This is a genomic window from Variovorax sp. EBFNA2, assembly GCF_033802765.1.
Lineage (GTDB): Bacteria > Pseudomonadota > Gammaproteobacteria > Burkholderiales > Burkholderiaceae_C > Variovorax > Variovorax paradoxus_H.
The window spans coordinates 2,220,774-2,246,962 of record NZ_CP138496.1 but is presented as its reverse complement, the minus strand read 5'-3'; the positions used below and the strand labels follow the sequence as shown (position 1 = coordinate 2,246,962).

Annotated in this window: 23 protein-coding genes and 1 pseudogene; 16 read left to right on the top strand and 8 right to left on the bottom strand. The window is 66.9% G+C overall.

Features of this window, described 5'->3' with window-relative positions:
- The first annotated feature begins 78 nt into the window (after nt 1-78).
- Nucleotides 79-1,617, top strand: a complete 1,539-nt coding sequence (locus RZE79_RS10380; RefSeq protein WP_319360355.1) for a glycine betaine ABC transporter substrate-binding protein — start codon at nt 79-81, stop codon at nt 1,615-1,617.
- Between the two features lie 312 nt (nt 1,618-1,929).
- Here RZE79_RS10380 and RZE79_RS10375 read toward each other — a convergent pair whose 3' ends face one another.
- From RZE79_RS10375 to RZE79_RS10340, 8 genes are all read right to left on the bottom strand, one after another.
- Nucleotides 1,930-3,366: an aldehyde dehydrogenase family protein gene (locus RZE79_RS10375; protein ID WP_319360354.1), complete on the bottom strand. Its 1,437-nt coding sequence runs from the start codon at nt 3,364-3,366 to the stop codon at nt 1,930-1,932.
- A 53-nt stretch (nt 3,367-3,419) separates the two neighbouring features.
- Nucleotides 3,420-4,517 carry an SMP-30/gluconolactonase/LRE family protein gene (locus RZE79_RS10370; protein ID WP_319360353.1) on the bottom strand — a complete coding sequence of 366 codons (1,098 nt, stop codon included), beginning with the start codon at nt 4,515-4,517 and terminating at the stop codon, nt 3,420-3,422.
- Between the two features lie 51 nt (nt 4,518-4,568).
- Nucleotides 4,569-5,924, bottom strand: a complete 1,356-nt coding sequence (gene gudD / locus RZE79_RS10365) for a glucarate dehydratase (RefSeq protein WP_319360352.1) — start codon at nt 5,922-5,924, stop codon at nt 4,569-4,571.
- Between the two features lie 135 nt (nt 5,925-6,059).
- Nucleotides 6,060-7,049, bottom strand: coding sequence for a tripartite tricarboxylate transporter substrate binding protein (locus RZE79_RS10360; RefSeq protein ID WP_319360351.1), 990 nt, complete (start codon nt 7,047-7,049; stop codon nt 6,060-6,062).
- A gap of 14 nt (nt 7,050-7,063) precedes the next feature.
- Nucleotides 7,064-7,522: a nuclear transport factor 2 family protein gene (locus tag RZE79_RS10355; protein ID WP_319360350.1), complete on the bottom strand. Its 459-nt coding sequence runs from the start codon at nt 7,520-7,522 to the stop codon at nt 7,064-7,066.
- 54 nt (nt 7,523-7,576) lie between these two features.
- Nucleotides 7,577-8,488, bottom strand: a complete 912-nt coding sequence (gene kdgD / locus RZE79_RS10350; protein WP_319360349.1) for a 5-dehydro-4-deoxyglucarate dehydratase — start codon at nt 8,486-8,488, stop codon at nt 7,577-7,579.
- A gap of 150 nt (nt 8,489-8,638) precedes the next feature.
- On the bottom strand, nt 8,639-9,628 hold the full coding sequence (locus tag RZE79_RS10345; RefSeq protein WP_319360348.1) for a tripartite tricarboxylate transporter substrate binding protein: 990 nt from the start codon (nt 9,626-9,628) through the stop codon (nt 8,639-8,641).
- Nucleotides 9,629-9,752: 124 nt separating this feature from the next.
- A complete protein-coding gene (locus RZE79_RS10340) occupies nt 9,753-10,613 on the bottom strand; it encodes a FadR/GntR family transcriptional regulator (protein WP_319360347.1) in 861 nt (286 codons plus the stop codon).
- A 109-nt stretch (nt 10,614-10,722) separates the two neighbouring features.
- On the opposite strand from RZE79_RS10340, the gene RZE79_RS10335 reads away from it, so the two are divergent.
- From RZE79_RS10335 to dnaJ, 15 genes and pseudogenes are all read left to right on the top strand, one after another.
- On the top strand, nt 10,723-11,547 hold the full coding sequence (locus RZE79_RS10335) for an NAD(P)-dependent oxidoreductase (protein WP_319360346.1): 825 nt from the start codon (nt 10,723-10,725) through the stop codon (nt 11,545-11,547).
- A 14-nt stretch (nt 11,548-11,561) separates the two neighbouring features.
- Complete coding sequence (locus tag RZE79_RS10330; protein ID WP_319360345.1) at nt 11,562-12,452, top strand: SMP-30/gluconolactonase/LRE family protein; 891 nt, start codon at nt 11,562-11,564, stop codon at nt 12,450-12,452.
- A gap of 44 nt (nt 12,453-12,496) precedes the next feature.
- The gene (locus RZE79_RS10325; protein WP_319360344.1) at nt 12,497-13,474 is read left to right on the top strand and encodes a TRAP transporter substrate-binding protein; all 978 of its coding nucleotides are present in this window, start codon (nt 12,497-12,499) and stop codon (nt 13,472-13,474) included.
- Nucleotides 13,475-13,610: 136 nt separating this feature from the next.
- Entirely contained in the window at nt 13,611-14,099 is a 489-nt protein-coding gene (locus tag RZE79_RS10320) for a TRAP transporter small permease (protein ID WP_056582957.1), read from the top strand.
- 8 nt (nt 14,100-14,107) lie between these two features.
- Complete coding sequence (locus tag RZE79_RS10315; protein WP_153285147.1) at nt 14,108-15,403, top strand: TRAP transporter large permease; 1,296 nt, start codon at nt 14,108-14,110, stop codon at nt 15,401-15,403.
- Nucleotides 15,404-15,425: 22 nt separating this feature from the next.
- Nucleotides 15,426-16,997 (top strand): galactarate dehydratase, encoded by a 1,572-nt coding sequence (gene garD, locus RZE79_RS10310; RefSeq protein ID WP_319360343.1) that lies wholly within the window; start codon nt 15,426-15,428, stop codon nt 16,995-16,997.
- Nucleotides 16,998-17,014: 17 nt separating this feature from the next.
- Nucleotides 17,015-17,776: a glucose 1-dehydrogenase gene (locus RZE79_RS10305; protein ID WP_319360342.1), complete on the top strand. Its 762-nt coding sequence runs from the start codon at nt 17,015-17,017 to the stop codon at nt 17,774-17,776.
- Nucleotides 17,777-17,830: 54 nt separating this feature from the next.
- Nucleotides 17,831-18,811: a tripartite tricarboxylate transporter substrate binding protein gene (locus RZE79_RS10300; protein WP_319360341.1), complete on the top strand. Its 981-nt coding sequence runs from the start codon at nt 17,831-17,833 to the stop codon at nt 18,809-18,811.
- Nucleotides 18,812-18,837: 26 nt separating this feature from the next.
- Nucleotides 18,838-19,830: a tripartite tricarboxylate transporter substrate binding protein gene (locus RZE79_RS10295; protein WP_319360340.1), complete on the top strand. Its 993-nt coding sequence runs from the start codon at nt 18,838-18,840 to the stop codon at nt 19,828-19,830.
- A 346-nt stretch (nt 19,831-20,176) separates the two neighbouring features.
- On the top strand, nt 20,177-21,022 hold the full coding sequence (asd, locus tag RZE79_RS10290) for an archaetidylserine decarboxylase (RefSeq protein ID WP_056582945.1): 846 nt from the start codon (nt 20,177-20,179) through the stop codon (nt 21,020-21,022).
- A 189-nt stretch (nt 21,023-21,211) separates the two neighbouring features.
- A pseudogene (locus tag RZE79_RS10285) lies at nt 21,212-21,514 on the top strand (winged helix-turn-helix transcriptional regulator); the annotation flags it as partial.
- Between the two features lie 204 nt (nt 21,515-21,718).
- A complete protein-coding gene (locus RZE79_RS10280) occupies nt 21,719-22,069 on the top strand; it encodes an FKBP-type peptidyl-prolyl cis-trans isomerase (RefSeq protein WP_056582943.1) in 351 nt (116 codons plus the stop codon).
- Nucleotides 22,070-22,330: 261 nt separating this feature from the next.
- Entirely contained in the window at nt 22,331-22,867 is a 537-nt protein-coding gene (grpE, locus tag RZE79_RS10275) for a nucleotide exchange factor GrpE (RefSeq protein WP_319360339.1), read from the top strand.
- Between the two features lie 114 nt (nt 22,868-22,981).
- Nucleotides 22,982-24,922, top strand: coding sequence for a molecular chaperone DnaK (gene dnaK / locus RZE79_RS10270; protein WP_319360338.1), 1,941 nt, complete (start codon nt 22,982-22,984; stop codon nt 24,920-24,922).
- Nucleotides 24,923-25,022: 100 nt separating this feature from the next.
- Nucleotides 25,023-26,162, top strand: a complete 1,140-nt coding sequence (dnaJ, locus tag RZE79_RS10265) for a molecular chaperone DnaJ (RefSeq protein WP_095744576.1) — start codon at nt 25,023-25,025, stop codon at nt 26,160-26,162.
- The last annotated feature ends 27 nt before the right edge of the window (nt 26,163-26,189 follow it).

Sequence of the window (26,189 nt, the reverse complement as noted above, 5' to 3'; positions counted from 1 at the left end):
CGCATCGGCCCCGCGCACCACGGCGTGTAGGAGACGGACGGGTACGGCTTGCGCGGCGATGCCGATACACTGACCCGGATGCACCTGCTTCGCAGCTTCTGGCGCGCCGCCCTGTGGCTTCCCGCGATGCTCTGGCTGGCTACCGCGCCCTCGGCGCAGGCCGCCGACGAGACCTTGCGCGTCGGCTCCAAGCGCTTCACCGAGTCGTACATCCTGGCCGAGGTGCTGGCGCAGACCGCCGCGCCGCACACCGCGTCGCCGCCCGTCATACGCCAGGGCCTGGGCAACACGGCCATCGTCTACGAAGCGCTGCGCTCCGGCGCCATCGACCTCTACGCCGAATACACCGGCACCATCGCGCTCGAAATTCTCAAGGGTTCGCCCGCCGGCACGCGCGAAGCGATGAACGCCGCGCTCGCACCGCTCGGCCTCGGCGTGGCGACTCCACTGGGCTTCAACGACGGCTACGCACTGGCTGTGCGCGCCGCCGATGCCGACAAGCTCGGGCTGCGCACGCTGAGCGACCTGGCCAGGCACCCCGAGCTGCGCGTCGGGCTGTCGAACGAATTCATCGGCCGCGCCGACGGATGGAAAGGCCTGGCGGCAAGCTACGGCTTCACGCAGACACCGACCGGGCTCGACCACGGCCTGGCCTACGACGCGCTGACCGCCAGGCAGATCGACGCCATCGACATCTACACCACCGACGCCAAGATCGACCACCTGGGCCTGCGCGTGCTGGAAGACGACAAGAAGTACTTCCCGCGCTACGACGCCGTGGTGCTCTACCGCCTCGACCTGCCGACGCGGCTGCCGAAGGCCTGGGCTGCGTTGCAGACGCTCGAAGGCACCATCGACGAGCACGCCATGATCGCGATGAACGCGCGCGCCGAACTGCAGGGCGTGCGCTTCGACACCATCGCGCGCGACTTCCTCGCCGGCGCCACCAAGGACGGCAAGACGCCGCCGAGCGCCGCGCGCGGCTTCACGGCCAAACTCTTCGGGCCCGACCTCTGGCCGCTCGCGCGCCAGCATCTGCTGCTGGTGGCGGTGTCGGTCGGCGTCGCCATCCTCATCGGCGTGCCGCTCGCGATCCTCGTGTTTCCGCACCTGCGGCTGCGCGCCGTGGTGCTCGGCTTTGCGAGCGTGATGCAGACCGTGCCGTCGCTCGCGCTGCTCGCGGTGCTGATCTCGCTGCTCGGCGCCATCGGCGCCCTGCCCGCGCTCATCGCGCTCACGCTGTACTCGCTGCTGCCGATCATGCGCAACACCGTGACCGGGCTGACCGAAGTGCCCCACGGCCTGCGACTGGCCGGCACCGCGCTGGGCATGACGCCGCCGCAAAGCCTTCAGCTGGTGCTGTTGCCTCTGGCATTGCCCACGTTGTTGGCGGGTGTGCGAACCGCCACGGCCATCGCCATCGGTACAGCGACCATCGCGGCCTTCATCGGTGCAGGTGGTTTCGGTGAACGCATCGTGACGGGGCTGGCGCTCAACGACCGCGAGTTGTTGATGGCCGGCGCACTGCCGGCGGCGGCCATGGCGCTGATCAGTGAAGGCATCTTCGAGTTGATCGAATTTTTGATGCGGCGCAGTCGCAGGGCGCCGCTCGCCTGAGCTGTTCAGGGCGACGCTCCCGCCGACGCGGTACCTTGCTCCGCGAATGTCCCCCGGCCTGCGGCCTCCTCCTTGATTTCGCTGCGCAAGGCACCGCATCGACGTGAGCGTGTTCAGAGCCGTTGTTGATCAGCCAGCACAACGACCGCGCTCGGCGGGCGCAGGACACTGGGTGCTTCCCGCAGCGAAATCAAGGAGGAGCGAAGCGGGGGACATTCGCGGAGGGAAGTACCCGGTGGCCTGTGCTCGCGCCCTGAACACGGCAGACGCAAAAAAGCCCCCAACCGGGGGCTTCCAACGAGACAAGAAGCGTCAAGCCAGCGTGTAAGCCGTCTTCACCGTAGTGAAGAACTCCTGCGCGTACTTGCCCTGCTCACGCGGCCCGTAGCTCGAGCCTTTGCGCCCGCCGAACGGCACGTGGTAATCGACACCGGCCGTCGGCAGGTTCACCATCACCATGCCCGCCTGGCTGTGGCGCTTGAAGTGCGTCGCGTACTTCAGCGAAGTCGTGGCGATGCCGGCCGACAGACCGAACTCGGTGTCGTTGGCCGTGGCCAGCGCTTCTTCGTAGTTCTTCACGCGGATCACGCTCGCCACCGGGCCGAACACTTCCTCGCGGTTGATGCGCATGTGGGCTGCGGACTCGCTGAACAACGCAGGCGACATGTAGTAGCCATCGGTCTCCAGCTTCAGCAGCTCGCCGCCGGCCGCCAGCGTGGCGCCTTCGCCCTTGCCGATGGCGATGTATTCCATGTCCTGGTCGAGCTGCGACTTCGACGAGACCGGGCCCACGTCGGTGCCCTGCGCGAGCGCGTCGCCGACCTTGATCTTGGCCATGCGCGTCTTCATCGCCTCGATGAACTTCGGGTAGATGCCTTCGGTCACGATGAGGCGGCTCGACGCCGTGCAGCGCTGGCCGGTCGAATAGAACGCGCTCTGCACGCTGAGTTCCACGGCCTGCGCGAGGTCAGCATCGTCGAGCACCACCTGCGGGTTCTTGCCGCCCATTTCGAGCTGCACCTTCTTGTGGTTGGTGACGCATTGCACCGCGATGTTGCGGCCCACGCCCACCGAGCCGGTGAAGCTGATCGCATGGATGCCCGGGTGGTTGACCAGCGCATCGCCGATCACGCTGCCGCGACCCATCACGAGGTTGAACACGCCGGCCGGAATGCCCGAGCGGCTGATGATCTCGGCCAGCGCCCAGGCGCAGCCCGGCACGAGGTCGGCGGGCTTGAGCACCACGCAGTTGCCGAAGGCCAGCGCGGGCGCGATCTTCCAGGCGGGAATGGCGATGGGGAAGTTCCACGGCGTGATGAGCCCGACCACGCCGACCGGCTCGCGCGTGATCTCGACGCCGATGTTCGGACGCACCGACGGCAGCAGCTCGCCCGACAAACGCAGGCATTCGCCCGCGAAGAACTTGAAGATCTGCCCTGCGCGCGTGGCCTCGCCGATGCCTTCGGCCTTGGTCTTGCCTTCTTCGCGCGCGAGCAGCGTGCCAAGCTCTTCCTTGCGCGCCAGGATCTCGGTGCCGATCTTGTCGAGTGCATCGGAGCGCGCCTGGATGCTGCCCGTCGCCCATGCGGGGAAGGCGGCGGTGGCAGCAGCCACGGCCGCATCGACGTGGCCCTTGTCGCCCTGCGTGTACTGGCCCAGCACGTCGGCCAGGTTGCTGGGGTTGATGTTGGGGCTGTAGCTTTGGCCGGCCAGCCATTCGCCATTGATGAGGTTGTTGAATTCAGTCATCGTCGGTGTCCTTGTGTGCGTGTTGCGGTGAGGAGGTTGGAAAAGTCTAAAGGCTAGGTGGCGCCTTCGGACTCCACGTAGAGGGCGTACAGCGAATGGCTGGCCGCCATGTAGAGGCGGTTGTTCTTGGGGCCGCCGAACGTCAGGTTGGCACAGCGTTCGGGCAGGCGGATGAAACCGATGGGCTTGCCTTGCGCGTTGAAGATCTTGACGCCATCGAGGTCTTCGGATTTGGCCTGCGGCTGATAGACCTTCATGCCGTTGCCGGCATCGACGGGTTCGGGTGCGACGGCGCCGTTCCAGCCCCAGCCCATCCAGAGGTTGCCGTCGCGGTCGACGCGAAAGCCGTCGAGCGCCGCAGCGCCCGTGCCGTCGATGAGCTTCACCTTGTTCGATACGCTGCCGTCGGCCGCCACGTCATAGCTCCACAGGCTGCGGTTCGGCGTGCCCTTCCATTCGACGACGTAGAGCTTTTTCTCGTCCGGCGAAAAGGCCAGGCCGTTCGGGTTCACGAGGTCGGTGATCACCGCCGACAGCTGGCCGTCGGGCGTGAGGCGGTACACGTTGGTCGTCGCCTGCTCGGGCGCGGCCTTCTCGCCTTCCCACGTGCCCGAAATGCCGAAGAGCGGGTCGGTGAACCACACGGTGTCGTCCGACTTCACGACCACGTCGTTCGGTGCATTCAGCCGCTTACCTTGATATCGATCGGCCAGCACGGTCACACGCCCGTCAAGCTCGGTGCGCACCACGCGCCGCGTCACCGAGTGCTCGCAGCTGATGAGGCGGCCCTGGCGGTCGCGCGTGTTGCCGTTGCAATAGCCGGCGTTCGCCTTGTGGACCTTGAACTCGCCGGTCTTTTCCTCGTAGCGCATCAGCCGGTTGTTCGGGATGTCGCTGCACACGAGGTAGCCCTCGCGCGGCAGGTACACCGGGCCTTCGGCCCAGCGCATGCCGGTGCCGACCTGCTCGAGCGTGCTGCTGTAGATGCGGTACTTCGCAAAGCTGGGGTCAAGGATCAGCACCGACGGATCGGGATACCGCTGCTGCGGCTTGTAGGGAAACGACTGGGCGCCCGCGGCGGCGGCCACCGCGCCGAGTGCCGAGCCGGCAGCCGCTTGCAGCAGGCGACGGCGATCCATGTGCTTGTTCATTCGGTCTCCTTGAAGGTCGGGACGGTCGGCGCGCAGCGTGCGCCGGAGGGTTCAGCGGACCATGCAGGGTCGCTTGTTGTCGAAAGTCCAGTTCGGGATGAGGAACTGCATCGCCTGCGCGTCGTTGCGCGCGCCGAGGCCGTGCTTCAGGTACAGCTGGTGCGCCTTCTCGACCTCGGCCATGTCGAGTTCGATGCCCAGGCCGCCGCGCGTGGGCACCTGCACGAGGCCGCCTTCGATCTGCAGCGGCGCCTTCGTGAGGCGCTGGCCGTCCTGCCAGATCCAGTGCGTGTCGATGGCCGTGACCTTGCCGGGTGCGGCGGCGGCCACGTGCGTGAACATCGCGAGCGACACGTCGAAGTGGTTGTTCGAATGCGAGCCCCAGGTCAGGCCCCAGGCCTGGCACAGCTGCGCCACGCGCACCGAGCCCTGCATCGTCCAGAAGTGCGGGTCGGCCAGCGGAATGTCGACCGACTGCAGCGAGAGGCTGTGCACCATCTCGCGCCAGTCGGTGGCGACCATGTTGGTGGCGGTGGGCAGGCCGGTGGCGCGGCGAAATTCAGCCATCACCTCGCGGCCCGAGAACACGCCTTCGGCGCCGCAGGGGTCTTCGGCATAGGCCATCACGCCGTGCAGGTCGCGGCACAGGCGGATGGCGTCGGCCAGCAGCCAGCCGCCGTTCGGGTCGAGCGTGACGCGCGCCTGCGGAAAGCGTTCGTGCAGCGCGCGGATCGCCTCGACCTCTTCTTCGCCGCGCAGCACGCCGCCCTTGAGCTTGAAGTCGGTGAAGCCGTAGCGCGCGTGCGTGGCCTCGGCCAGCCGCACGATGGCCTCGGGCGTCATGGCTTCTTCGTGGCGCAGGCGGAACCAGTCGTTGTCGGCGTTCGGGTCGGTCTCGTACGCCAGGTCGGTCTTCGTGCGGTCGCCCACGTAGAAAAGGTAGCCGAGCATCTGCACTGCATCGCGCTGCTGGCCTTCGCCGAGCAGCGCGGCCACGGGCACGCCCAGGTGCTGGCCCAGCAGGTCGAGCAGCGCGGCTTCGGCCGCGGTCACGGCGTGGATGGTCACGCGAAGGTCGAAGGTCTGCAGGCCGCGCCCGCCGCTGTCGCGCGCGGCAAACGCGCTGCGCATGCGGTTGAGCACGGCGTTGTGGTTGCCGATGGGCTGGCCCACGATCAGGTCGCGCGCGTCTTCGAGCGTCTGGCGGATCTTCTCGCCGCCCGGCACTTCGCCCACGCCGGTGTGGCCGGCGCTGTCGGTCAGGATCAGCAGGTTGCGCGTGAAGAACGGGCCGTGTGCGCCGCTGAGGTTCATCAGCATGCTGTCGTGGCCCGCAACGGGCACGACGCGCATGGCGGTGACGACGGGCGCGCCCGACACCGGAGGGGTGGAATTTGAAAGTGTCATTTCGAATCAATCCAAGGCCGTGCCGTCCCCTTCGTGGAACACCGCGGAACCGGCTTTGCCGGGCCGCTGGTGTTGCCCCCGGCGAGGGGGTTGGCGTAGCGACACGAAGTGCGCGAAGGCTGGGGGAGAGCCAATTTAGTCTGCGGTGATGTGACGGGTGTCGATGAGCGTCTTCCATCGCGCCCATTCGCGCAACTGGAAAGCGGTGAAGTCTTCTGGGGTGCTCGCGACGATTTCCAGGCCCTGGTCGAGCATGCGTTTCTTCGTCTCGGGGTCTTGCATGGCGGCGATGACCGCGTCGCTCAGCTTCTTCTTCGTGGCGGCGGGCAGGCCCTTGGGCGCGGCCATGCCTTGCCACGAATAGACCTCCGCGCCCTTCACGCCGGCTTCGGCGAGCGTGGGCACGTCGGGCAGCACGGGCGAGCGCTTGTCGCCGGTGACGGCAATCGCGCGCAGCTTGCCGGCGCGGATGTGCGGCAGCACGGCGTTCACGTTCTGGAACGAGAAATCGACCTGGTTGCCCAGCAGATCGTTCACGGCCGGCGCGCCGCCCTTGTAGGGCACGTGCACGCCTTCGGTCTTCGATTGCTGCCAGAAGAGTTCGGCCGACAGGTGGTCGGACGAGCCGTTGCCCGAGCTCGCGAACGAGACCTTGCCGGGCGTCTTGCGCAACAGCGCGAGCACGTCGGCCACGGTGTGTTCGGGCCGCGCGACATTGGCCACGAGCACGTTGGGCGCCTGCACGGGCACGCTGATGTAGTCGAAGTCCTTGGTGGCGTCGTAGGGCACGCTCTTTTGCAGGTGCGGCGTGACGACGAAAGCACCGAGCGACGACACGAGCAGCGTGTAGCCGTCGGGCAGTGCGCGCCGCACGAAGCCGGTGCCGATGGTGCCGGTGGCGCCGGGTCGGTTGTCGACCACGAAGCTGCCGCCGAGCTTGGCCTGCAGCTGCTGCGCCAATGCGCGCGCCACCATGTCGGTGGAGCCGCCGGCGGGAAACGGCACGATGATCGTCACGGGCTTCTGCTGCGGCCATGTGTCGGCCGCCTGCGCCGAAGCCTGCAGCGGCAGCAGCGCGGTGGCGGCGAGCGCGAGGCCCGCGGCCAGGAGGTGTTGTCTCTTCATCGATCGCGCCTCCGTCAGGTCGTGAGGCGAACGGCCTGGCGCGCGAGCAGCTTCCACTCGCCGCCCTGCTTCTGCCAGATGCCGAGGATCTTCAACGCGACCTTGCCGGGCTTGCCCGAGTCGTTGGTGTCGGCCGTGAGCGTGTGGCGCACGATGGCCGTGTTTCCGTCGACGACCTTGATGGTCTGGTCGGTGATCGCGATGGACACGAAGTCCGACTTGCGGTCGAGCAGGTCGCTGATGAAGCTGGCCTGCGTGTCGACCTTGCCGCCCGAATGACCGTAGCTCAGGTCGTCGGCCACCAGCGCGCGCAAGGCGGCCGGTGTCGGGTCGACCATGGCAACGCGCAGCCGCTCGGCGGCCGCGGCCACTGCCGGTTCGGCCGATGCGCTGTTGCTGCCGCCACCGCTGGCGGCGCAGCCGGCGAACACGGCGGTCGCTGCGGCGGCGAGGAAGAATTTTCTGATGAGCATGTCGTTGTCTCCTGTTGTTCTGTGGTGCGGTCGACTACTGCGATCAGTGCCGGCTTACTGCGGGCCGAGCGTGTCGATGAGCGCCTTCAGCGCGTCCATCTCGTCGGGCTTGAGGTCGGTCAGCGGCGCGCGCACGGGGCCGGCGTCGTGGCCGACGAGCTTGGCGCCCGCCTTCACGATGCTCACGGCGTAGCCGGGCACGCGGTTGCGCAGTTCCAGGTAAGGCATGAAGAAGTTCTTCAGCAGGTGGTGCTGCGTGGCCATGTCGTCGTTGGCGACCGCGTGATAGAAGTCCATCGCCGTCTTCGGAATGAAGTTGAAGACCGCCGACGAGTACACGGGCGTGCCCATTGCCTTGTAGGCCGCGGCATAGACCTCGGCCGTGGGCAGGCCGCCCAGGTAGGCGAAGCGGTCGCCCATCTTCTGGAAGATCGCGACCATCGCTTCGATGTCGCCCACGCCGTCCTTGAAGCCGACGAGGTTCGGGTTGCGCTCGGCCAGGCGGGCCAGCGTGTCGGGCTTGAGGCGGCTCGAGGCGCGGTTGTAGACGATCACACCGAACTTCACGCTCTTGCACACGGCCTCGACGTGTGCGGCCAGGCCTTCCTGGCCGGCTTCGGTGAGGTAGTGCGGCAGCAGCAGGATGCCGTGCGCGCCGGCCTTCTCTGCGGCTTGCGCACATTGAATGGCAAAGCGCGTCGGGCCGCCGGCGCCGGCAATGATCGGCACCACGCCGCGGCAGGTGTCGACGGCGGTCTGGATGATTTCGGGGTACTCGTCACCCGTCAGCGAGAAGAACTCGCCCGTGCCGCCCGCGGCGAACAGCGCGCTCGCGCCATAAGGGGCCAGCCATTCGAGGCGCTCGACGTAGCCCTTCTTGTGGAAGTCGCCGTTGCTGTCGAAGTCGGTCAACGGGAACGAGAGCAGGCCGGAGCCCATGATGGTCTTGAGTTCTTGCGGGTTCATCGGAGATTCCAATAAAAAAGTAAAAGGAAAAAATTCAGGGCGCGGGAAGGCGGCCGCCGCCGGGCCGCCCCAAGGCGAGCCGCGCCTCCCCCTCGGGGGGTGGCGAATGACACGGAGCGAAGCGAGTGCAAAGCCGGGGGGCCAACATGACTAGTCGAGCTTCAGGTTGGCCTGCTGGATGACCTGCGCCCAGCGCGCGCGCTCCTTGGCGAAGAACTGGTCCTGCTCGGGCGCGGTCATGGTCACGACCTCGGCGCCCTGCCCCGCAAGGCGCGCCCGGATGTCGGGCGTGCGGATGATGCGGACCAGCTCCTTGTTGAGCCGGGCGATCACCGCGTCAGGGGTGCCGCGCGCCGCGACCACGCCCTGCCATGTGCCCGACTCGTAGCCGGGAACGCCCTGCTCCGCGATGGTCGGCACATTGCCGATCAGCGGCATGCGCGTCGACTTCGACACCGCGATGAGCTTGAGCTTGCCGCTCTGCACATGCGGGTACGTGGCCAGCATGCCGTTCATGAGCACCTGCGTCTGGCCGGCCACGGTGTCGAGCACGGCCTGCACGCCGCCCTTGTAGGGCACGTACTCCCACTTGGCGCCGCTCTTGCGCTGCAGCTCGACGCCGGCCAGGTGCGCGGTGCTGCCGCTGGCGGTGACGGCGAAGTTGAGGTCGCTCTTCTTCGACAGCTCGACCAGTTCCTTCAGCGTGCTGGCCTGCACCGACGGGTGCACCACCAACAGGTGCGGCGAGTAGGCCAGCATGGTCACGCCGCGCAGGTCCTTCGACGGGTCGAACGGCAGCTTGGGGTACAGCGACGGGCTGATGGCCAGCGCGCCGAGGTCGCACAGCATGAGCGTGTGGCCGTCGCCCGGCGCCTTGGCCAGCAGGTCGGCGCCGAGGTTGCCGTTGGCGCCCGCGCGGTTCTCGATGACCACGGGCTGGCCCAGCGCTTCGGACAGCGGCTGGCCGATGGCGCGCGCAATGATGTCCGACGAGCCGCCCGGCGGGTACGGCACGATGAGACGGATGGGCTTGGAAGGCCAGGTGCCGCCCGCCCCTTGCGCGAAAGCGTGCAAGGGCAGGCTGGCAGCCAGTGTGGTGGCGAGGGCGGCGCCGAGCGCGCCGCGTCGGTTGATGGTCATGGGTGCTGTCTCCTGAAGTTCGATGCGGGACATGCGTGGCCGTGATGGCACCGCATGTTATCAGTCATCGTACAACTAGAAAATCAGCTTGTCCAGACTTGAGCCCTGAAAACTCAGCGCGAACTCAACGCGAAGGGGTGTGGTCGGACGAGGCGGCGCCGTTGCCGGCCGCCTCCGCCTTGGCTTTTTGCTGTTGCGCGGCTTCCTGCGCCATGCGCAGCCGCTCGCGGCTGTTGGTCAGGTGGATGCGCATCGCGGCGCGTGCCGACTCGGGGTCGCGGCGCGCAATGGCCGCATAGATTTCTTCGTGCTCGCGGTTCACGCGGCTCAGGTAGCTGCCGTCCTGCACGCGGATCGCGCTGATGCGCGTGCGCGGAATGATCGTCGTGCCCAGGTGCCGCATGATGTCGGCGAAGTAGGGGTTGCCGGTCGACTGCGCAATCTCCAGGTGAAAAGCGAAGTCGGGCGCGACGGTGTCGCCGCCCACCGTGACGTTCTGCTCGAACGCGTCGAGCGCCTGGCGCATCGCCACCAGCTGCTCGTCAGTGCGCCGGCTCGCGGCCAGCCCGGCGGATTCGGTCTCCAGGCTGATGCGCAGCTCGAGCACGGCAAGCACGTCGACCGAGGTCGCGATCTCGCCGGGATCGAGGCGAAACACCCCGCCCATGCCACCCGGTCGCGGCTGCAGCACGAAGGTGCCCACGCCGTGCAGCGTCTCGACCAGCCCGCCCGCCTGCAGCTTCGACAGCGCCTCGCGCACCACGGTGCGGCTCACGCCATAGGCCTGCATGATGGCCGACTCGGTTGGCAGCTTGTCGCCCGGGCGCAGCGACTGGCTGCGGATCTTCTCGCCCAGGTCTTCCACCAGCCCGTGCGCCAGGCCGCGCGCGCGCTGGCGCGGTCGCCCGACGAAGGCGGCGCTTCCCGCCGGATGGTCGGCGGTCGTTTTCTGAACCTCGGGATTACCCGCAGTCGTTTGGGCCATGGCGACGATCATAATCCCCTCACAGTTGTACGACAACAGATAACTTATCACCTAAAAACGGTGACACCGTTGTCCATTTCACACCGCTTCCCTCACACATCCCGAAGACATGTCGACGCCTGAAGCCCCCTCCTCCCCACTCGGCCGCTTGCTGCTGACCGGCGCCGCCGGCGGGCTCGGCCGCGTGCTGCGCGAGCGGCTCGCACCGTTTGCGAACGTGATCCGCCTTTCTGACATCGCCGACATCGCGCCGGCCATGGGCGCGCATGAAGAAGTCGTGCCCTGCGACCTGTCCGACAAGGCCGCGGTCGATGCGCTGGTGGCCGGCTGCGACGCCATCGCCCACTTCGGCGGCGTGTCGGTCGAGCGCCCTTTCGAAGAAGTGCTCGAAGCCAACATCAAGGGCGTGTTCAACCTGTACGAGGCCGCGCGCCGCCACGGCGTGAAGCGCGTGGTGTTCGCCAGCTCGAACCACGTGATCGGCTTCTACAAACAGGACGAGCACATCGACGCGCACGCCGCACGCCGGCCCGACGGCTACTACGGCCTGTCGAAGTCCTTCGGCGAAGACATGGCGCAGTTCTACTTCGACCGCTGGGCCATCGAAACGGTGAGCATCCGCATCGGCTCTTCGTTCCCCGAGCCGCTCAACCGCCGCATGATGAGCACCTGGCTCAGCTACCGCGACCTGACGACACTGATTCAAAAGTCGCTCTTCACGCCCGACGTGAAGCACACGGTGGTCTACGGCATGTCGGCCAACCGCGACCTGTGGTGGGACAACGCCGCCGCCGCGCACCTGGGCTTCGTGCCGCAAGACAGCTCCGAGGTGTTCCGCGACAAGGTCGAGGCGCAACCGAAGGTGGCGCCCACCGACCCGAACGCCATCTACCAGGGCGGCGCGTTCACCACACAAGGCCCGTTCGGCGACTGAACGCGCGGCACCCGATGCAAGCCGAACTCGTTCTCGACGCGCGCAACGGCACGGGCGAAAGCCCCGTGTGGCTGGCCGCGGAGCAGGCGCTCTACTGGGTCGACATTCCCGCGCGCACGCTCAACCGCTGGCACGCCGCCGAAGGCCATGCGACGTGGCAGGCCGATGAAATGATCGCCTGCATCGCACCCCGCGCCGGCCAGCCCGGCGAGTGGATCGCAGGCATGGAAAGCGGCCTCTTCTCGCTGCGCCCGCGCACCGACGGCACGCTCGCGGCCACGCCGTTCGCGCCCGTGGCGCATGCCGCGCCGGGCATGCGCTTCAACGACGGCCGCTGCGACCGGCAGGGCCGCTTCTGGGCCGGCACGATGCTGCTCGACATGGCCGCCGGCGCACGCGTCGGCCGCCTGTACCGCTACGGCGCCGGCAACGAGAGCGCGACGCTGCAGCTCGACGACCTGATCGTGCCCAACGGCCTGGCCTTCAGCCCCGACGGCCGCACGATGTACCTGTCGGACTCGCACCCGAGCGTGCAGGCCGTCTGGGCCTTCGACTACGACACCGACACCGGCACGCCCCACAACAGGCGCCTGTTCGTCGACATGCAGCCCCTGCCCGGGCGCCCCGACGGCGCGGCGATGGACGTCGACGGCTGCTACTGGATCTGCGGCAACGACGCCGGCCTGGTGCACCGCTTCACGCCCGACGGCCGGCTCGACCGCTCGCTCGCCGTGCCGGTGAAGAAGCCCGCCATGTGCGCCTTCGGCGGCGCGAACCTCGACACGCTGTTCGTCACCTCGATCCGCCCCGGCGGCATCGACCTGTCGGACCAGCCGCTGGCCGGCGGCGTGTTCGCGCTGAATCCCCGCGTGGCCGGCGTGCCCGAGCCGGCCTTCGGCGGCTGACCCCTTTCTTTCTGTTTACGACAACCACCAAGAGGACGAGACAAATGAAGCTCTACAAGACACTCATCGCACTTGCTGCCGGCGCTGCAGCCGCGTTGACCACACTGGCTGCAGGCGCCACCGAGTTCCGCTCGGCCGACATCCATCCCGACGACTACCCCACGGTGACCGCCGTGAAGTTCATGAGCGAACGGCTCAAGGCGTTGTCCGGGGGCAAGCACAGCATCAAGGTCTTCAACAACAGCGCGCTCGGCAACGAGAAGGACACGATCGAGCAGACCAAGATCGGCGCGCTGCAGATGGTGCGCGTGAACATCGCGCCCATGAACAACATCTGCCCCGAGACGCAGGTGCCGACCATGCCCTTCCTGTTCCGCTCGGTCGACCACCTGCACAAGGTGCTCGACGGCCCGGTCGGCGAAGAGATTCTGAAGTCGTGCGAGAAGCAGGGCTTCGTGGGCCTGGCCTACTACGACAGCGGCGCGCGCTCGATGTTCACGGCCAAGAAGCCCGTGCGCAACTTCGCCGACATGAAGGGCCTGAAGGTCCGCGTGCAACAGTCCGACCTGTGGGTGTCGATGCTCGAAGCCATGGGCGCCAACGCCACGCCGATGCCCATGGGCGAGGTGTACACGGGCCTGAAGACCGGCCTCATCGACGCCGCAGAAAACAACTACCCCACCTACGAAAGCGCGCGCGCCTTCGAGGTCGCCAAGTACTACAGCAAGACCGAGCACTCGATGGCGCCCGAGATGCTGCTGTTCTCCAAGCGCGTGTGGGACAAGCTCTCCACCGAAGAGCAAGGCTGGCTGCGCCAGGCCGCCAAGGAATCGGTGCCCTACATGCGCAAGCAATGGCAGGAGCGTGAAGTGAAGTCGCTGGCCACGGTGAAGGCCGGCGGCGCCGAGATCATCGACGTCGACAAGGCCCCGTTCCAGGCCGCGATGAAGCCGGTGTACGACAAGTTCATCACGGACGCGAAGCTCAAGGACCTGGTCAAGCGCGTCCAGGACACGAAGTAAGCCCCTCGCCGTATTGGCTCCTTCCCCCGCTGGGGGAAGGCCGGGATGGGGGCACGACGGCGCTCATGCATGCGCCGCGTGCCCCCACCCCAACCCTCCCCCAGAGGGGGAGGGAGGAAGACACAGAAGAACCTTCATGTACACCAAACTTTGCCGCACGCTCGCCCGTGCCTGCATGTGGATGGGCATCCTCGGTCTCGTCGCGGTGATCTGCGCCGTGAGCTGGCAGGTGTTCGGCCGCTATGTGCTCAACAACACCCCCACCTGGGCAGAAAGCCTCGCGCTGCTGCTGGTGCTCTACGTGACCATGCTGGGCGTGGCCGTGGGCGTGCGCGACGCGGGCCACATCGGGCTTGAATCTTTCCTCGTGCTCGCACCCGACTGGCTGCGCCTGAAGATGGAATACCTCATTCACGCGCTGATCCTGCTGTTCGGCCTGGCCATGGCCTGGAACTGCGCCTCGCTGGCCGAATCGGTGTGGGACTACAGATTGCCCACGCTTTGGATTTCCGAAGGCTGGAAGTACGTGCCCGCCGCCGTGTCGGGCGTCCTCATCGTGATGTTCTCCATCGAACACATCATCGCGCTCGCTCAAGGCCGCGAAGTCGAACCCGCCTGGGGCTGAACCTCATCATGACGACCCCTCTTCTCATTCTTTGCCTCTCGTTCACGCTGTTCCTGCTGCTCGGCGTGCCGGTGGCGTTCTCGATCGGCCTGTCGGCCCTGGCCACGCTGCTGTACGAAGGCCTGCCGCTTGCGGTGGGTTTCCAGCAGATGACCTCGGGCATGGGCATCTTCTCGTTCCTGGCCATTCCGTTCTTCATCTTCGCCGGCGAGCTCATGCTCTACGGCGGCATTGCGGACCGCATCGTCAACTTTGCGCGCAACCTCGTGGGCCACGTGCGCGGCGGCCTCGGCATGTCGAACGTGGTGGCCTGCACCTTGTTCGGCGGCGTCTCGGGCTCGCCCGTGGCGGACGTCTCGGCCATGGGCGCCGTGATGATCCCGATGATGAAGAAAGAGGGCTACCACGCCGACTACGCCGTCAACGTGACGACGCACGCGGCGCTGGTCGGCGCGCTGATGCCGACGAGCCACAACCTCATCATTTACTCGCTCGCAGCGGGCGGCAAGGTGTCGATTGCGGCGCTGATCCTGGCGGCGCTGCTGCCGGCGGCCGTGCTCACCATCAGCAACCTTGCGGCGGCCTACCTCGTGGCCGTGAAGCGCGGCTACCCGGCCGGCAAGTTCCCGGGCTGGGAGATCGTGGCGCGCTCGTTCGCGGCGGCGCTGCCGGGCCTGTTCATCGTGGTGCTGATCCTCGGCGGCATTCTGTCGGGCATCTTCACGGCGACCGAATCGGCAGCGGTGGCGGTGCTCTATGCGCTGGCGCTCACGATCTTCGTGTACCGCACGCTGAAGTGGGAGCACTTCATCAAGGCGGCCGCGAAGGCGGTGCGCACCACGGGCGTGATCCTGCTGCTCATCGGCATCTCGAGCACCTTCGGCTACCTCATCAGCCTGTACGGCGTGGCCCAGCTCACGGGCGAATTGCTGTCGCAGATCACGACCACGCCGTGGATGATCTTCCTGCTCATCAACGTCATCCTGTTCGTGCTGGGCACCTTCCTGGACATGGCCGCGACGATCCTGCTGTGCACGCCGATCTTTTTGCCGATTGCCCAGCATTACGGCATGACCTCGGTGCAATTCGGGGTGGTGATGCTCATCAACTGCGCGCTCGGCCTGAACACGCCGCCCGTGGGCACCACCCAGTTCGTGGGCTGTGCCATCGGCGGGGTGTCGGTGGGCACGGTGATGCGAACGATCTGGCCCTTCTATGGCGCATTGATCTTTGCGCTCGGGGTCGTTACCTTTGTTCCCGCGTTTTCCACCTGGCTGCCCGGCCTGTTCATGGTGGTGAAGTAAAGACAGAAGAAAGGGCCTCCCGATGGCCGATGCGAACACCCGACCGCCGCTGTACATCCGCATCCACGCGGCCGACAACGTCGCCATCGTCGCGAACGACGGCGGCCTCAAGGCCGGCACGGCCTTCGACGACGGCCTCGTGCTGGTCGACACCGTGCCCCAGGGCCACAAGGTCGCGCTGACCGACTTGGCCGAAGGCGCGGCCATCGTGCGCTACAACGTGGTGATCGGCTACGCGCTCAAGGCGTTGCCGCGCGGCAGTTGGGTGCACGAGCGCGTGATGCGCATGCCGGTCGCGCCCGAGCTCGACGGCCTGCCCATCGCGACCGTCAAGCCCCCTGCCCTGCCGCCGCTCGAGGGCTACACCTTCGAGGGCTACCGCAACGCCGACGGCTCGGTGGGCACGCGCAACATCCTGGCCATCACGCAGACCGTGCAGTGCGTGGCGGGCGTGACCGAGTTCGCCGTGCAGCGCATCAAGGCCGAGCTGCTGCCGAAGTACCCGAACGTCGATGACGTGGTGGCGCTGGAGCACACGTACGGCTGCGGCGTCGCCATCGACGCACCCGATGCCATCGTGCCGATCCGCACCTTGCGCAACATCAGCCTCAACCCGAACTTCGGCGGCGAGGTGATGGTCGTGAGTCTGGGTTGCGAGAAGCTGCAGCCCGAGCGGCTGCTGCCGCCCGGCACCATTCCCATCACCGACCAGCGCGGCGCGCCCTCCGACGACCTTGACGTGGTCTGCCTGCAGGACGACGCGCACGTCGGCTTCATGTCGATGATCGATTCGGTGATGCGCCAGGCCGATGTGCACCTCGCGCGCCTCAACCAACGCCGGCGCGAGACCGTGCCCGCGAGCGAGCTCGTCGTGGGCGTGCAGTGCGGCGGCAGCGACGCCTTCTCGGGCGTCACCGCCAACCCGGCCGTGGGCTTTTGCACCGACCTGCTGGTGCGCGCGGGCGCCACCGTGATGTTCTCGGAAGTGACCGAGGTGCGCGACGGCATCGACCAGCTCACCTCGCGCGCGTCGACGCCCGAAGTGGCCGACGCGATGATCCGCGAGATGGCCTGGTACGACGCCTACCTGCACCAGGGTCGCGTCGACCGCAGCGCCAACACCACGCCGGGCAACAAGAAGGGCGGGCTGTCGAACATCGTCGAGAAGGCGATGGGCTCGATCGTGAAGTCGGGCTCGTCGCCGATCACCGGCGTGCTCGCGCCCGGCGAGAAGGCCAGGCAGAAGGGCCTGATCTACGCCGCCACGCCGGCCAGCGATTTCATCTGCGGCACGCTGCAACTCGCAGCGGGCATGAACCTGCATGTGTTCACCACCGGCCGCGGCACGCCTTATGGGCTGGCCGAGGTGCCGGTGATCAAGGTCGCCACGCGCAGCGACCTCGCGCGCCGCTGGCACGACCTGATGGACGTGAACGCGGGCCGTATCGCCGACGGCGACGCCAGCATCGAGGACATCGGCTGGGAGATGTTCCGCCTGATGCTCGACGTGGCCAGCGGCCGCAAGAAGACCTGGGCCGAGCACTGGAAGCTGCACAACGCGCTGGTGCTGTTCAACCCGGCACCCGTGACCTGACACCGAAAGGAAGCACCATGGAAGACCTCAAGGACAAGACCGCCCTCGTCACCGGTGCCAGCACCGGCATCGGTGCGGCAGTGGCCATCGCGTTTGCCGCGCGCGGCATGCGCGTGGCCGTGCACTACAACAGCTCGGCCGATGCGGCGAACGGCGTGGTCGACACCATCCGCGCGGCCGGCGGCACGGCCTTCGCGCTGCAGGCCGACGTGCGCGACACGGCCGCGATCCGCGCCTGCGTGCAGGAAACCACGGCGCATTTCGGCCGCATCGACGTGCTCGTGAACAACGCCGGCAGCCTGGTCAAGCGCATGCCGATCGCCGAGTTCGACGATGCGCTGTTCGACGAGGTGATGCACATCAACGCGCGCTCGGTGCTGGCTTTCTGCCGCGAGACGGTGCCGCAGATGCGCAAGCAAGGCAGCGGCGCCATCATCAACGTGACCTCGGTGGCCGCGCGCACCGGCGGCGGTCCTGGTGCCTACCTGTACGCGGGCGCCAAGGGCTTCGTGAGCACCGCGACGCACGGCCTGGCCCGGGAACTCGTGGGCGACCGCATCCGCGTGAACGCGGTCGCGCCCGGCGTGATCCAGACGCCGTTCCAGGACCGCTTCTCGACGCCCGCGATGCTCGAAACCTTCAAGACCGGCATCCCCATGGGGCGCCTGGGCACGGCCGACGAATGCGTGGGCGCCTTCCTGTACCTCGCGTCCGAACAGCTTTCGGGCTACGTGACCGGGCAGGTGCTCGAGGTAAACGGCGGGCAGTACATGCCCTGAGCCTGCGCCCTCCCCTGCGCCACACCACAGATCAACAACGGAGACAGAGACACCATGCAAAGAAGCCAGTTCGTCCGCGGCATTGCCGCCCTTTCGGCCACCGCCGCCCTCTCGCTCGGCCTGGCCGCGCCCGCCGCGGCACAAGCCAACGACTTCCCGAACCGCACCATCGAGTTGCTCGTGCCCTATCAGCCCGGCGGCGGCACCGACGGGCTGGCGCGCGCTTTCTCGGAAGCGAGCCGCAAGCACATCTCGCAGAGCATCGTGATCGTCAACCGTCCCGGCGCGGGCGGCGCCATCGGCTGGACCGAGGTGATCAACGCCAAGCCCGACGGCTACAAGCTCGCGGTGCTCACCGTGGAGCTGCTCACGCTGCCGCACCTGGGCCTGGCCAAGTTCAACTACGACGACTTCCAGCCGATTGCGCAGCTCAACGCCGACCCGGCCGCGATCACCGTGAAGGCCGATGCGCCGTGGAACACGATCGAAGAGTTCCTGGCCGCCGCGAAGAAGTCGCCCGAGGGCATTCGCGTGGGCAACTCGGGCAACGGCTCGATCTGGCACCTGGCCGCCGCCGCGCTCGAAGACAAGACCGGCACCAAGTTCGGCCACATCCCCTACCAGGGCGCGGCGCCCGCCGTGCTCGCGCTGCTGGGCGGCCACATCGAGGCCGTGGCCGTGAGCCCCGCCGAAGTCACGACGCACGTGCAGGGCGGCAAGCTCAAGGTGCTGATGGTGATGGCCGACAAGCGCGTGAAGGGCTTCGACAAAGTCCCGACTGCCAAGGAGCGCGGCATCGACCTGTCGATCGGTACGTGGCGCGGCCTGGGCGCGCCGAAGAACACGCCGCCCGAAGTGATGGCCAAGCTGCGCGAGATCACCGCCAAGACCGCCGCCGAGCCGCTCATGCACGAAGTGATGGACCGCCAGAACCTGGGCTACGTCTACACCGACGGCGCCGTGTTCAAGGACACGCTGGCCAAGGACAACGCCTACTTCAAGGCGCTGATTACCAAGCTCAACATCAAGCCGTGAACGCCCCACGACAAGGAGACACTGCCATGCAACGCCGCACACTCATCCAGTCCGCCCTCGCCGTTTCGCTCGCCGCGGCCCTGCCCGCCTTTGCGCAAGGCGGCACCACCTGGCCCACGAGCAAGGCCATCACCTACCTCGTGCCCTTCCCCGCGGGCGGCACCACCGACGTGCTGGGCCGCCTCATCGGCCAGAGGCTCGGCACCGCGCTGGGCACGAGCGTGATCATCGACAACAAGGGCGGCGCCGGCGGCAGCGTGGGCTCCGAGATCGGCGCGCGCGCCGCGCCCGACGGCTTCACGCTGGTGGGCGGCACGATCAGCTCGCACGCCATCAACGTGAGCCTGTACCCCAAGCTGGGCTACGACCCGCAGAAGTCGTTCGCGCCCGTGACGCTCATCGGCACCAACCCGGTCGTGCTGGTGGTGAACCAGGCCAGCCCCTACAAGACGCTGAAGGACGTGATCGCCGCCAGCAAAGCCAAGACCGGCGGCCTCTCGTCGGCTTCGGCGGGCACGGGCACTTCGCAGCACCTGGCGCTGGAGCTGCTGGGCTTCAAGTCGGGCGTGAAGTTCACGCACATCCCGTACAAGGGCAGCGGCCCGGCGATCCAGGACGTGATCGGCGGCCAGGTCGACATGATGTTCGACACCACCGTGGTGGCCGGCCCGCACATCCAGAGCGGCAAGCTGCGCGCGATTGCCGTGACCTCGGCCAAGCGCCTGGCCTCGATGCCCGACGTGCCCACGGTCGCCGAGTCGGGCGTGCCCGGCCTGCAGGACTTCGAGGTGGTGTCGTGGCAGGCGATCTTCCTGCCCGCCGGTGCGCCCGCCCCCGTGGTCGAGCGCCTGCACACCGAGATCCGCAAGATCCTCGCGACGCCCGAGATGCAGGACAAGCTCAAGGGCTTCGGCATGGAACCCGCCGACCTGACGACCGCGCAGATCGCAGCCTTCCAGAAGGCCGAAGTGGAGAAGTGGGCGCAGGTGATCAAGGCAGCAGGCATCAAGGCCGACTGACCCCACCCCAGCAGCGGCCCGACAGCCTCCACACCCCCACAAGCGCCCGGTGGGCGGTGTGGTGCGGGCGGCCCCTCTGTGCCGCCGAGGCGCGCAGCGTTTCGCGGATCAGGGCTCGCAGCTGTTTGAGCCGCAGGCGAGTTCTGCGAGCCCCCGCGAAACGCGAGCACCGCAGGGCAGCCGCGCAGCGGCCGGCACAGTGGGGCCGCCCGCGCCGCACCGCCCACCGGGCGCGTGCCCCGCAAAGAGCGCCCACCCTCGCGAACCAAGGGAAGCTTCCTACGCTCCCCGAGGGAAGCGCTTTATAGAATGCCCGTCCGATTCCGCATTCCAGGCCCTTCACAACGTGTCCGATCGCTCCGCAGTTCTGCCCCAATACCTGTTCCCCAAGCAGGCCCTGACCAATTTCGCCGGCTGGGTCGCAGGCAAGGAACGAGGCGCGGTCACCACCTGGATCATTCGCCGCTTCGTTGCCAAGTACGGCGTCGACATGGGCGAAGCGCTCGAGTCCGACATCCATCACTACAAGAGCTTCAACCAGTTCTTCACGCGCGCCCTCAAGCCCGGCATGCGCCCGCTTGCGCAGGCCGACCTCGTCTGCCCCGTGGACGGCGCCATCAGCCAGTTCGGTGCGATCGAGGGCGACCAGATCTTCCAGGCCAAGGGCCACAACTACACGACCACCGCGCTGGTCGGCGGCGACGCGGCGCTGGCCGCCAAGTTCGCGCACGGCAGCTTTGCCACGCTGTACCTGAGCCCCAAGGACTACCACCGCATCCACATGCCCTGCGACGGGCGGCTGGTGCGCATGATCCATGTGCCCGGCGACCTGTTCTCGGTCAACCCGACCACCGCGCGCGGCGTGCCCGGCCTGTTCGCGCGCAACGAACGCGTGGTGTGCGTCTTCGAATCGGCCAACGGCCCCTTCGTGCTCGTGCTCGTGGGCGCCACCATCGTGGGCAGCATGGCCACCGTGTGGCACGGCGTGGTCAACCCGCCGCGCGTGGGCGAACTGCGCGAGTGGCACTACAACGACCAGCAGATCGACATCCGCAAGGGCGACGAGATGGGCCGGTTCTTGCTCGGCTCCACCGTCGTCATGCTGTTCCCGGCGCCCGCGCTGGCCTTCAACCCGGACTGGTCGCCCACCCGCGCGATCCGCCTGGGCGAAGCCATGGCCAACTACGCCTGATTTGTGAAGCTTTGTCTCGAAACCCGCATGCTGCATGCCTGTATAGCTATAAAACCAGTAGCATCCTGATCCTTCGCGCTATAGTCGTCGGCCCGCCAGACGGTCCCTGACGGCCAATCACAAACAAGAGTGCGCCGCCCCGGCCTGCCCCCGGCCGACGGTCCGCCCAGCTTCGAGGAGATGATGTCGATGAGTACCAAGGAAAACGCAGCCATCAGCCAGTTGCTCGCCCTGCTCGAAGCCCGCTATGCGCTGCGTGTGCTCTGGGCCCTGCGCGACGGCCACGCCCAGACCTTCCGGCTGCTGCAGGACAGCGTCGGCGGCATCACTCCCAACACCCTCAACACCCGCATCAAAGAGTTGCGCGAAGCCGGCGTCGTGAGCCACGGCAGCGACGGCTACTGCCTCACGCTCAGCGGGCAAGACCTGCTCAAGCGCCTGTCCGACCTGCAGGCCTTTGCCGCCAAGTGGCAGCTCGGGCAGAGCAAGAAGGCCGCGGGGCCGGCCACCGCCCAGCCGGCCTCTGCCGAGGCGCTCACACCTGTGACGCCCGCGCCTTCCGCACCCGACGCGACACCTCCCGCAAGCACGCCGTCCGGCTCCGACAGCCAGGGCTGAAGCGGGGGCCGTTCGAGCCTCGGTAAACTCCGCGGCTCCGATTCCTCTCCCCTTTCATCGACGCAAGGAGCGTTTCCCATGCCCACCACCCCCTCCGGCCTGCAATACGAAGACACCGAAGTCGGCACCGGCGCTGAAGCCAAGGCCGGCCAGCACGTGCATGTGCACTACACCGGCTGGCTCTTCAACGACGGCGTGCAAGGCGCCAAGTTCGACTCCAGCCGCGACCGCAACGACCCCTTCGCGTTCTCGCTGGGCGCCGGCCAGGTCATCAAGGGCTGGGACGAAGGCGTCGCCGGCATGAAGATCGGCGGCAAGCGCACGCTGATCATCCCGGCCGCACTGGGCTACGGTGCCCGCGGCGCCGGCGGCGTGATTCCCCCGAACGCCACCCTGAAGTTCGACGTCGAGCTCCTCGACGCACATTGATTTAGCTCGCCCCCAGGCTGCGCGGCACTTCGTGTCCGCTGCGCCAACCCCCTACCGGGGGCGACACCAGCGGCCCGGCAAAGCCGGTTCCGCGGTGTCTCTCGCGAAAGTCACTTCGCCCCCTCTTGCGGCCGTTTTGGCCGCATTTTTACGCTTGAAAAGCCCTAGACCAGCCCCAAGTGGCTGGCTGTGTTTGTTTTCCGGCGCACGCCGGTTCTTTGAAAAATGTCTGACCCGCAACAATCCGCACAGAATTCTCAAATGCTGCAAGGCGAGCCCAGTCCCGAAGAACTGGAGGCCGCGCACGCCGCCAATGAAGCCGAGGCGCTCGACGCCCTGGCCGTGGCACAAGGCGAGCTGGCTGCCCTGCAGGCCAAGAACGTCGAGCTGGCCGACCAGTACCTGCGCGCCCAAGCCGACGTGCAGAACGCCCGCCGCCGCGCCGACGACGAGATCACCAAGGCCCGCAAGTTCGCGGTCGAAGCCTTTGCCGAGAGCCTGCTGCCGGTGACCGACAGCCTCGAAGCGGGCTTGGCCATCAAGGACGCCACACCCGAGCAGATCCGCGAAGGCGCCGAAGCCACGCTGCGCCAGCTCAAGAGCGCGCTCGAACGCAACAAGGTGATCGAAGTGGCCCCCGCCGCCGGCGACAAGTTCGACCCGCACCTGCACCAGGCCATCTCGATGGTGCCCGCCGACCAGGAAGCCAACACCGTGGTCGGCCTGCTGCAAAAGGGCTACACCATCAACGAGCGCGTGCTGCGCCCGGCGCTGGTCACCGTGGCCGCGCCCAAGTAAGACGGCATCGGCCCACAAGATTCCCACAGGAAATCCCCGCGTCATCCCTTGAATCACGCCGGGTTATCCACAAGTTCATAACAACATATTTTTCCGAATTTCAGGAGTAAGAACATGGCAAAGATCATCGGCATCGACCTCGGCACCACCAACTCGTGCGTGTCGATCATGGAAGGCAACACCACGCGTGTGATCGAGAACTCGGAAGGTGCCCGCACCACGCCGTCGATCGTCGCGTACCAGGAAGACGGTGAAGTCTTGGTCGGTGCCTCGGCCAAGCGCCAGGCCGTCACCAACCCCAAGAACACGCTGTACGCGATCAAGCGCCTGATCGGCCGCAAGTTCGAGGAAAAGGAAGTCCAGAAGGACATCGACCTGATGCCCTACACCATCGCCAAGGCCGACAACGGCGACGCATGGGTGGAAGTGCGCGGCAAGAAGATGGCCCCGCAACAGGTCAGCGCCGACATCCTGCGCAAGATGAAGAAGACCGCCGAAGACTACCTCGGCGAAACCATCACCGAAGCCGTGATCACGGTGCCGGCGTACTTCAACGACGCACAGCGTCAAGCTACCAAAGACGCCGGCCGCATCGCGGGCCTGGACGTCAAGCGCATCATCAACGAACCCACCGCTGCAGCCCTGGCCTTCGGCCTGGACAAGCAGGACAAGGCCGACCGCAAGATCGCCGTGTATGACCTCGGCGGCGGTACCTTCGACGTGTCGATCATCGAAATCGCGGACGTCGACGGCGAGAAGCAGTTCGAAGTGCTGTCGACCAACGGCGACACCTTCCTGGGCGGCGAAGACTTCGACCAGCGCATCATCGACTACATCATCGGCGAGTTCAAAAAGGAACAAGGCGTCGACCTGGGCAAGGACGTGCTCGCCCTGCAACGCCTGAAGGAAGCCGCTGAAAAGGCCAAGATCGAGCTGTCGAACAGCGCGCAGACCGACATCAACCTGCCGTACATCACGGCCGATGCCTCGGGTCCGAAGCACCTGAACATCAAGCTCACCCGCGCCAAGCTGGAAAGCCTGGTCGACGAGCTGGTCGAGCGCACCATTGCGCCCTGCCGCCTGGCCATCAAGGACGCCGGCATCAGCGTGAACGACATCAACGACGTGATCCTGGTCGGCGGCATGACCCGCATGCCCAAGGTGCAGGAAAAGGTGAAGGCCTTCTTCGGCAAGGAGCCGCGCAAGGACGTGAACCCCGACGAAGCCGTGGCTGTCGGCGCCGCCATTCAAGGGCAGGTGCTCTCGGGTGACCGCAAGGACGTGCTGCTGCTCGACGTGACCCCGCTGTCGCTGGGCATCGAGACCATGGGTGGCGTGATGACCAAGATGATCACGAAGAACACCACGATCCCGACGAAGTTCGCGCAGACCTTCTCGACCGCGGAAGACAACCAGCCGGCCGTGACGATCAAGGTGTTCCAGGGCGAGCGTGAAATCGCTTCGGGCAACAAGGCCCTGGGCGAGTTCAACCTCGAGGGCATTCCGCCGGCATCGCGCGGCACGCCGCAGATCGAGGTGAGCTTCGACATCGACGCCAACGGCATCCTGCACGTCGGCGCCAAGGACAAGGGCACCGGCAAGGAAAACAAGATCACCATCAAGGCGAACTCGGGCTTGAGCGAAGACGAGATCCAGAAGATGGTCAAGGACGCCGAGCTCAACGCCGACGAAGACAAGAAGAAGCTCGAACTCGTGCAGGCCCGCAACCAGGGCGAAGCCATGGTGCACAGCGTGAAGAAGTCGCTCGGCGAGCACGGGGCCAGCCTCGAAGCCGCCGAGAAGGACGCGATCGAAGCCGCGATCAAGGACGTCGAAGAAGCCCTCAAGGGTGAAGACAAGGCCGTGATCGAGGAAAAGACCAACACGCTGATGACAGCGAGCCAGAAGCTCGGCGAGAAGATGTATGCCGAATCGCAGGCCGCCGCGGCCAGCGCCTCGGCAGCCGGCGGCCCGGCAGGCTCGGAAGCCTCCGCCAGCGCGCAGGCCGACGACAACGTGGTCGACGCCGAAGTCAAGGAAGTCAAGAAGGGCTGATCTTCAGTCCCTTGCACAAGGCTGGAACACCTGAACAGGTGCTCCAGCCTTTCTCGCTTCCAGTTCCCCGAGTTCCTGCCGCCCGACCGAATCTGCTGACATGGCCACCAAACGCGACTACTACGAAACCCTCGGCGTTCCCAAGAACGCCAACGAGGACGAAATCAAGAAGGCTTATCGCAAGCTCGCGATGAAGCACCACCCCGACCGCAACCACGGCGACACCAGCAAGGACGCCGAGGCCAAGTTCAAGGAGGTCAAGGAAGCGTACGAAATGCTGTCGGACGGCCAGAAGCGCGCCGCCTACGACCAGTACGGCCATGCCGGCGTCGACCCCAACATGCGCGGCGGCCCGGGCGCGGAAGGCTTCGGCGGTTTCGCGGAAGCCTTCGGCGACATCTTCGGCGACGTGTTCGGCGGTGGCGGCCGCGGCCGCACCAGCAGCGGACGCCAGGTGTTCCGCGGCAGCGACCTGAGCTACGCGATGGAAGTCACGCTCGAGGAAGCGGCCGAGGGCAAGGACGCCCAGATCCGCATCCCGAGCTGGGACGACTGCGGCACCTGCCACGGCTCCGGCGCCAAGCCCGGCACCAAGCCCATCACCTGCACCACCTGCCACGGCGCGGGCGCCGTGCAGATGCGCCAGGGCTTCTTCAGCGTGCAGCAGACCTGCCCGACCTGCCACGGCAGCGGCAAGATCGTTCCCGACCCGTGCACCGTGTGCCACGGCCAGGGCAAGATCAAGAACAACAAGACGCTCGAAGTGAAGATTCCGGCCGGCATCGACGACGGCATGCGCATCCGCAGCACCGGCAACGGCGAGCCCGGCACCAACGGCGGGCCGCCCGGCGACCTGTACATCGAGATCCGCCTCAAGAAGCACGACCTGTTCGAGCGCGACGGCGACGACCTGCACTGCGTGGTGCCCGTGAGCGTCACCACAGCGGCGCTCGGCGGCGAGATCAACGTGCCCACGCTCAAGGGCGCGGCCGCCATCGACATTCCCGACGGCACGCAAAGCGGCAAGCAGTTCCGCCTGCGAGGCAAGGGCATCAAGGGCGTGCGCTCGAGCTATCCGGGCGACCTGTACTGCCACGTGCGCGTGGAAACGCCGGTGAAGCTCACCGAGCACCAGCGCAAGCTGCTCAAGGAACTCGACGAATCGCTCAAGAAGGGCGGCGAGAAGCACAGCCCGACCGACAAGGGCTGGTTCGACAAGGCCAAGGAATTCTTCAGCTGATATTGCTGCTGACGCGCTGACGGCCTT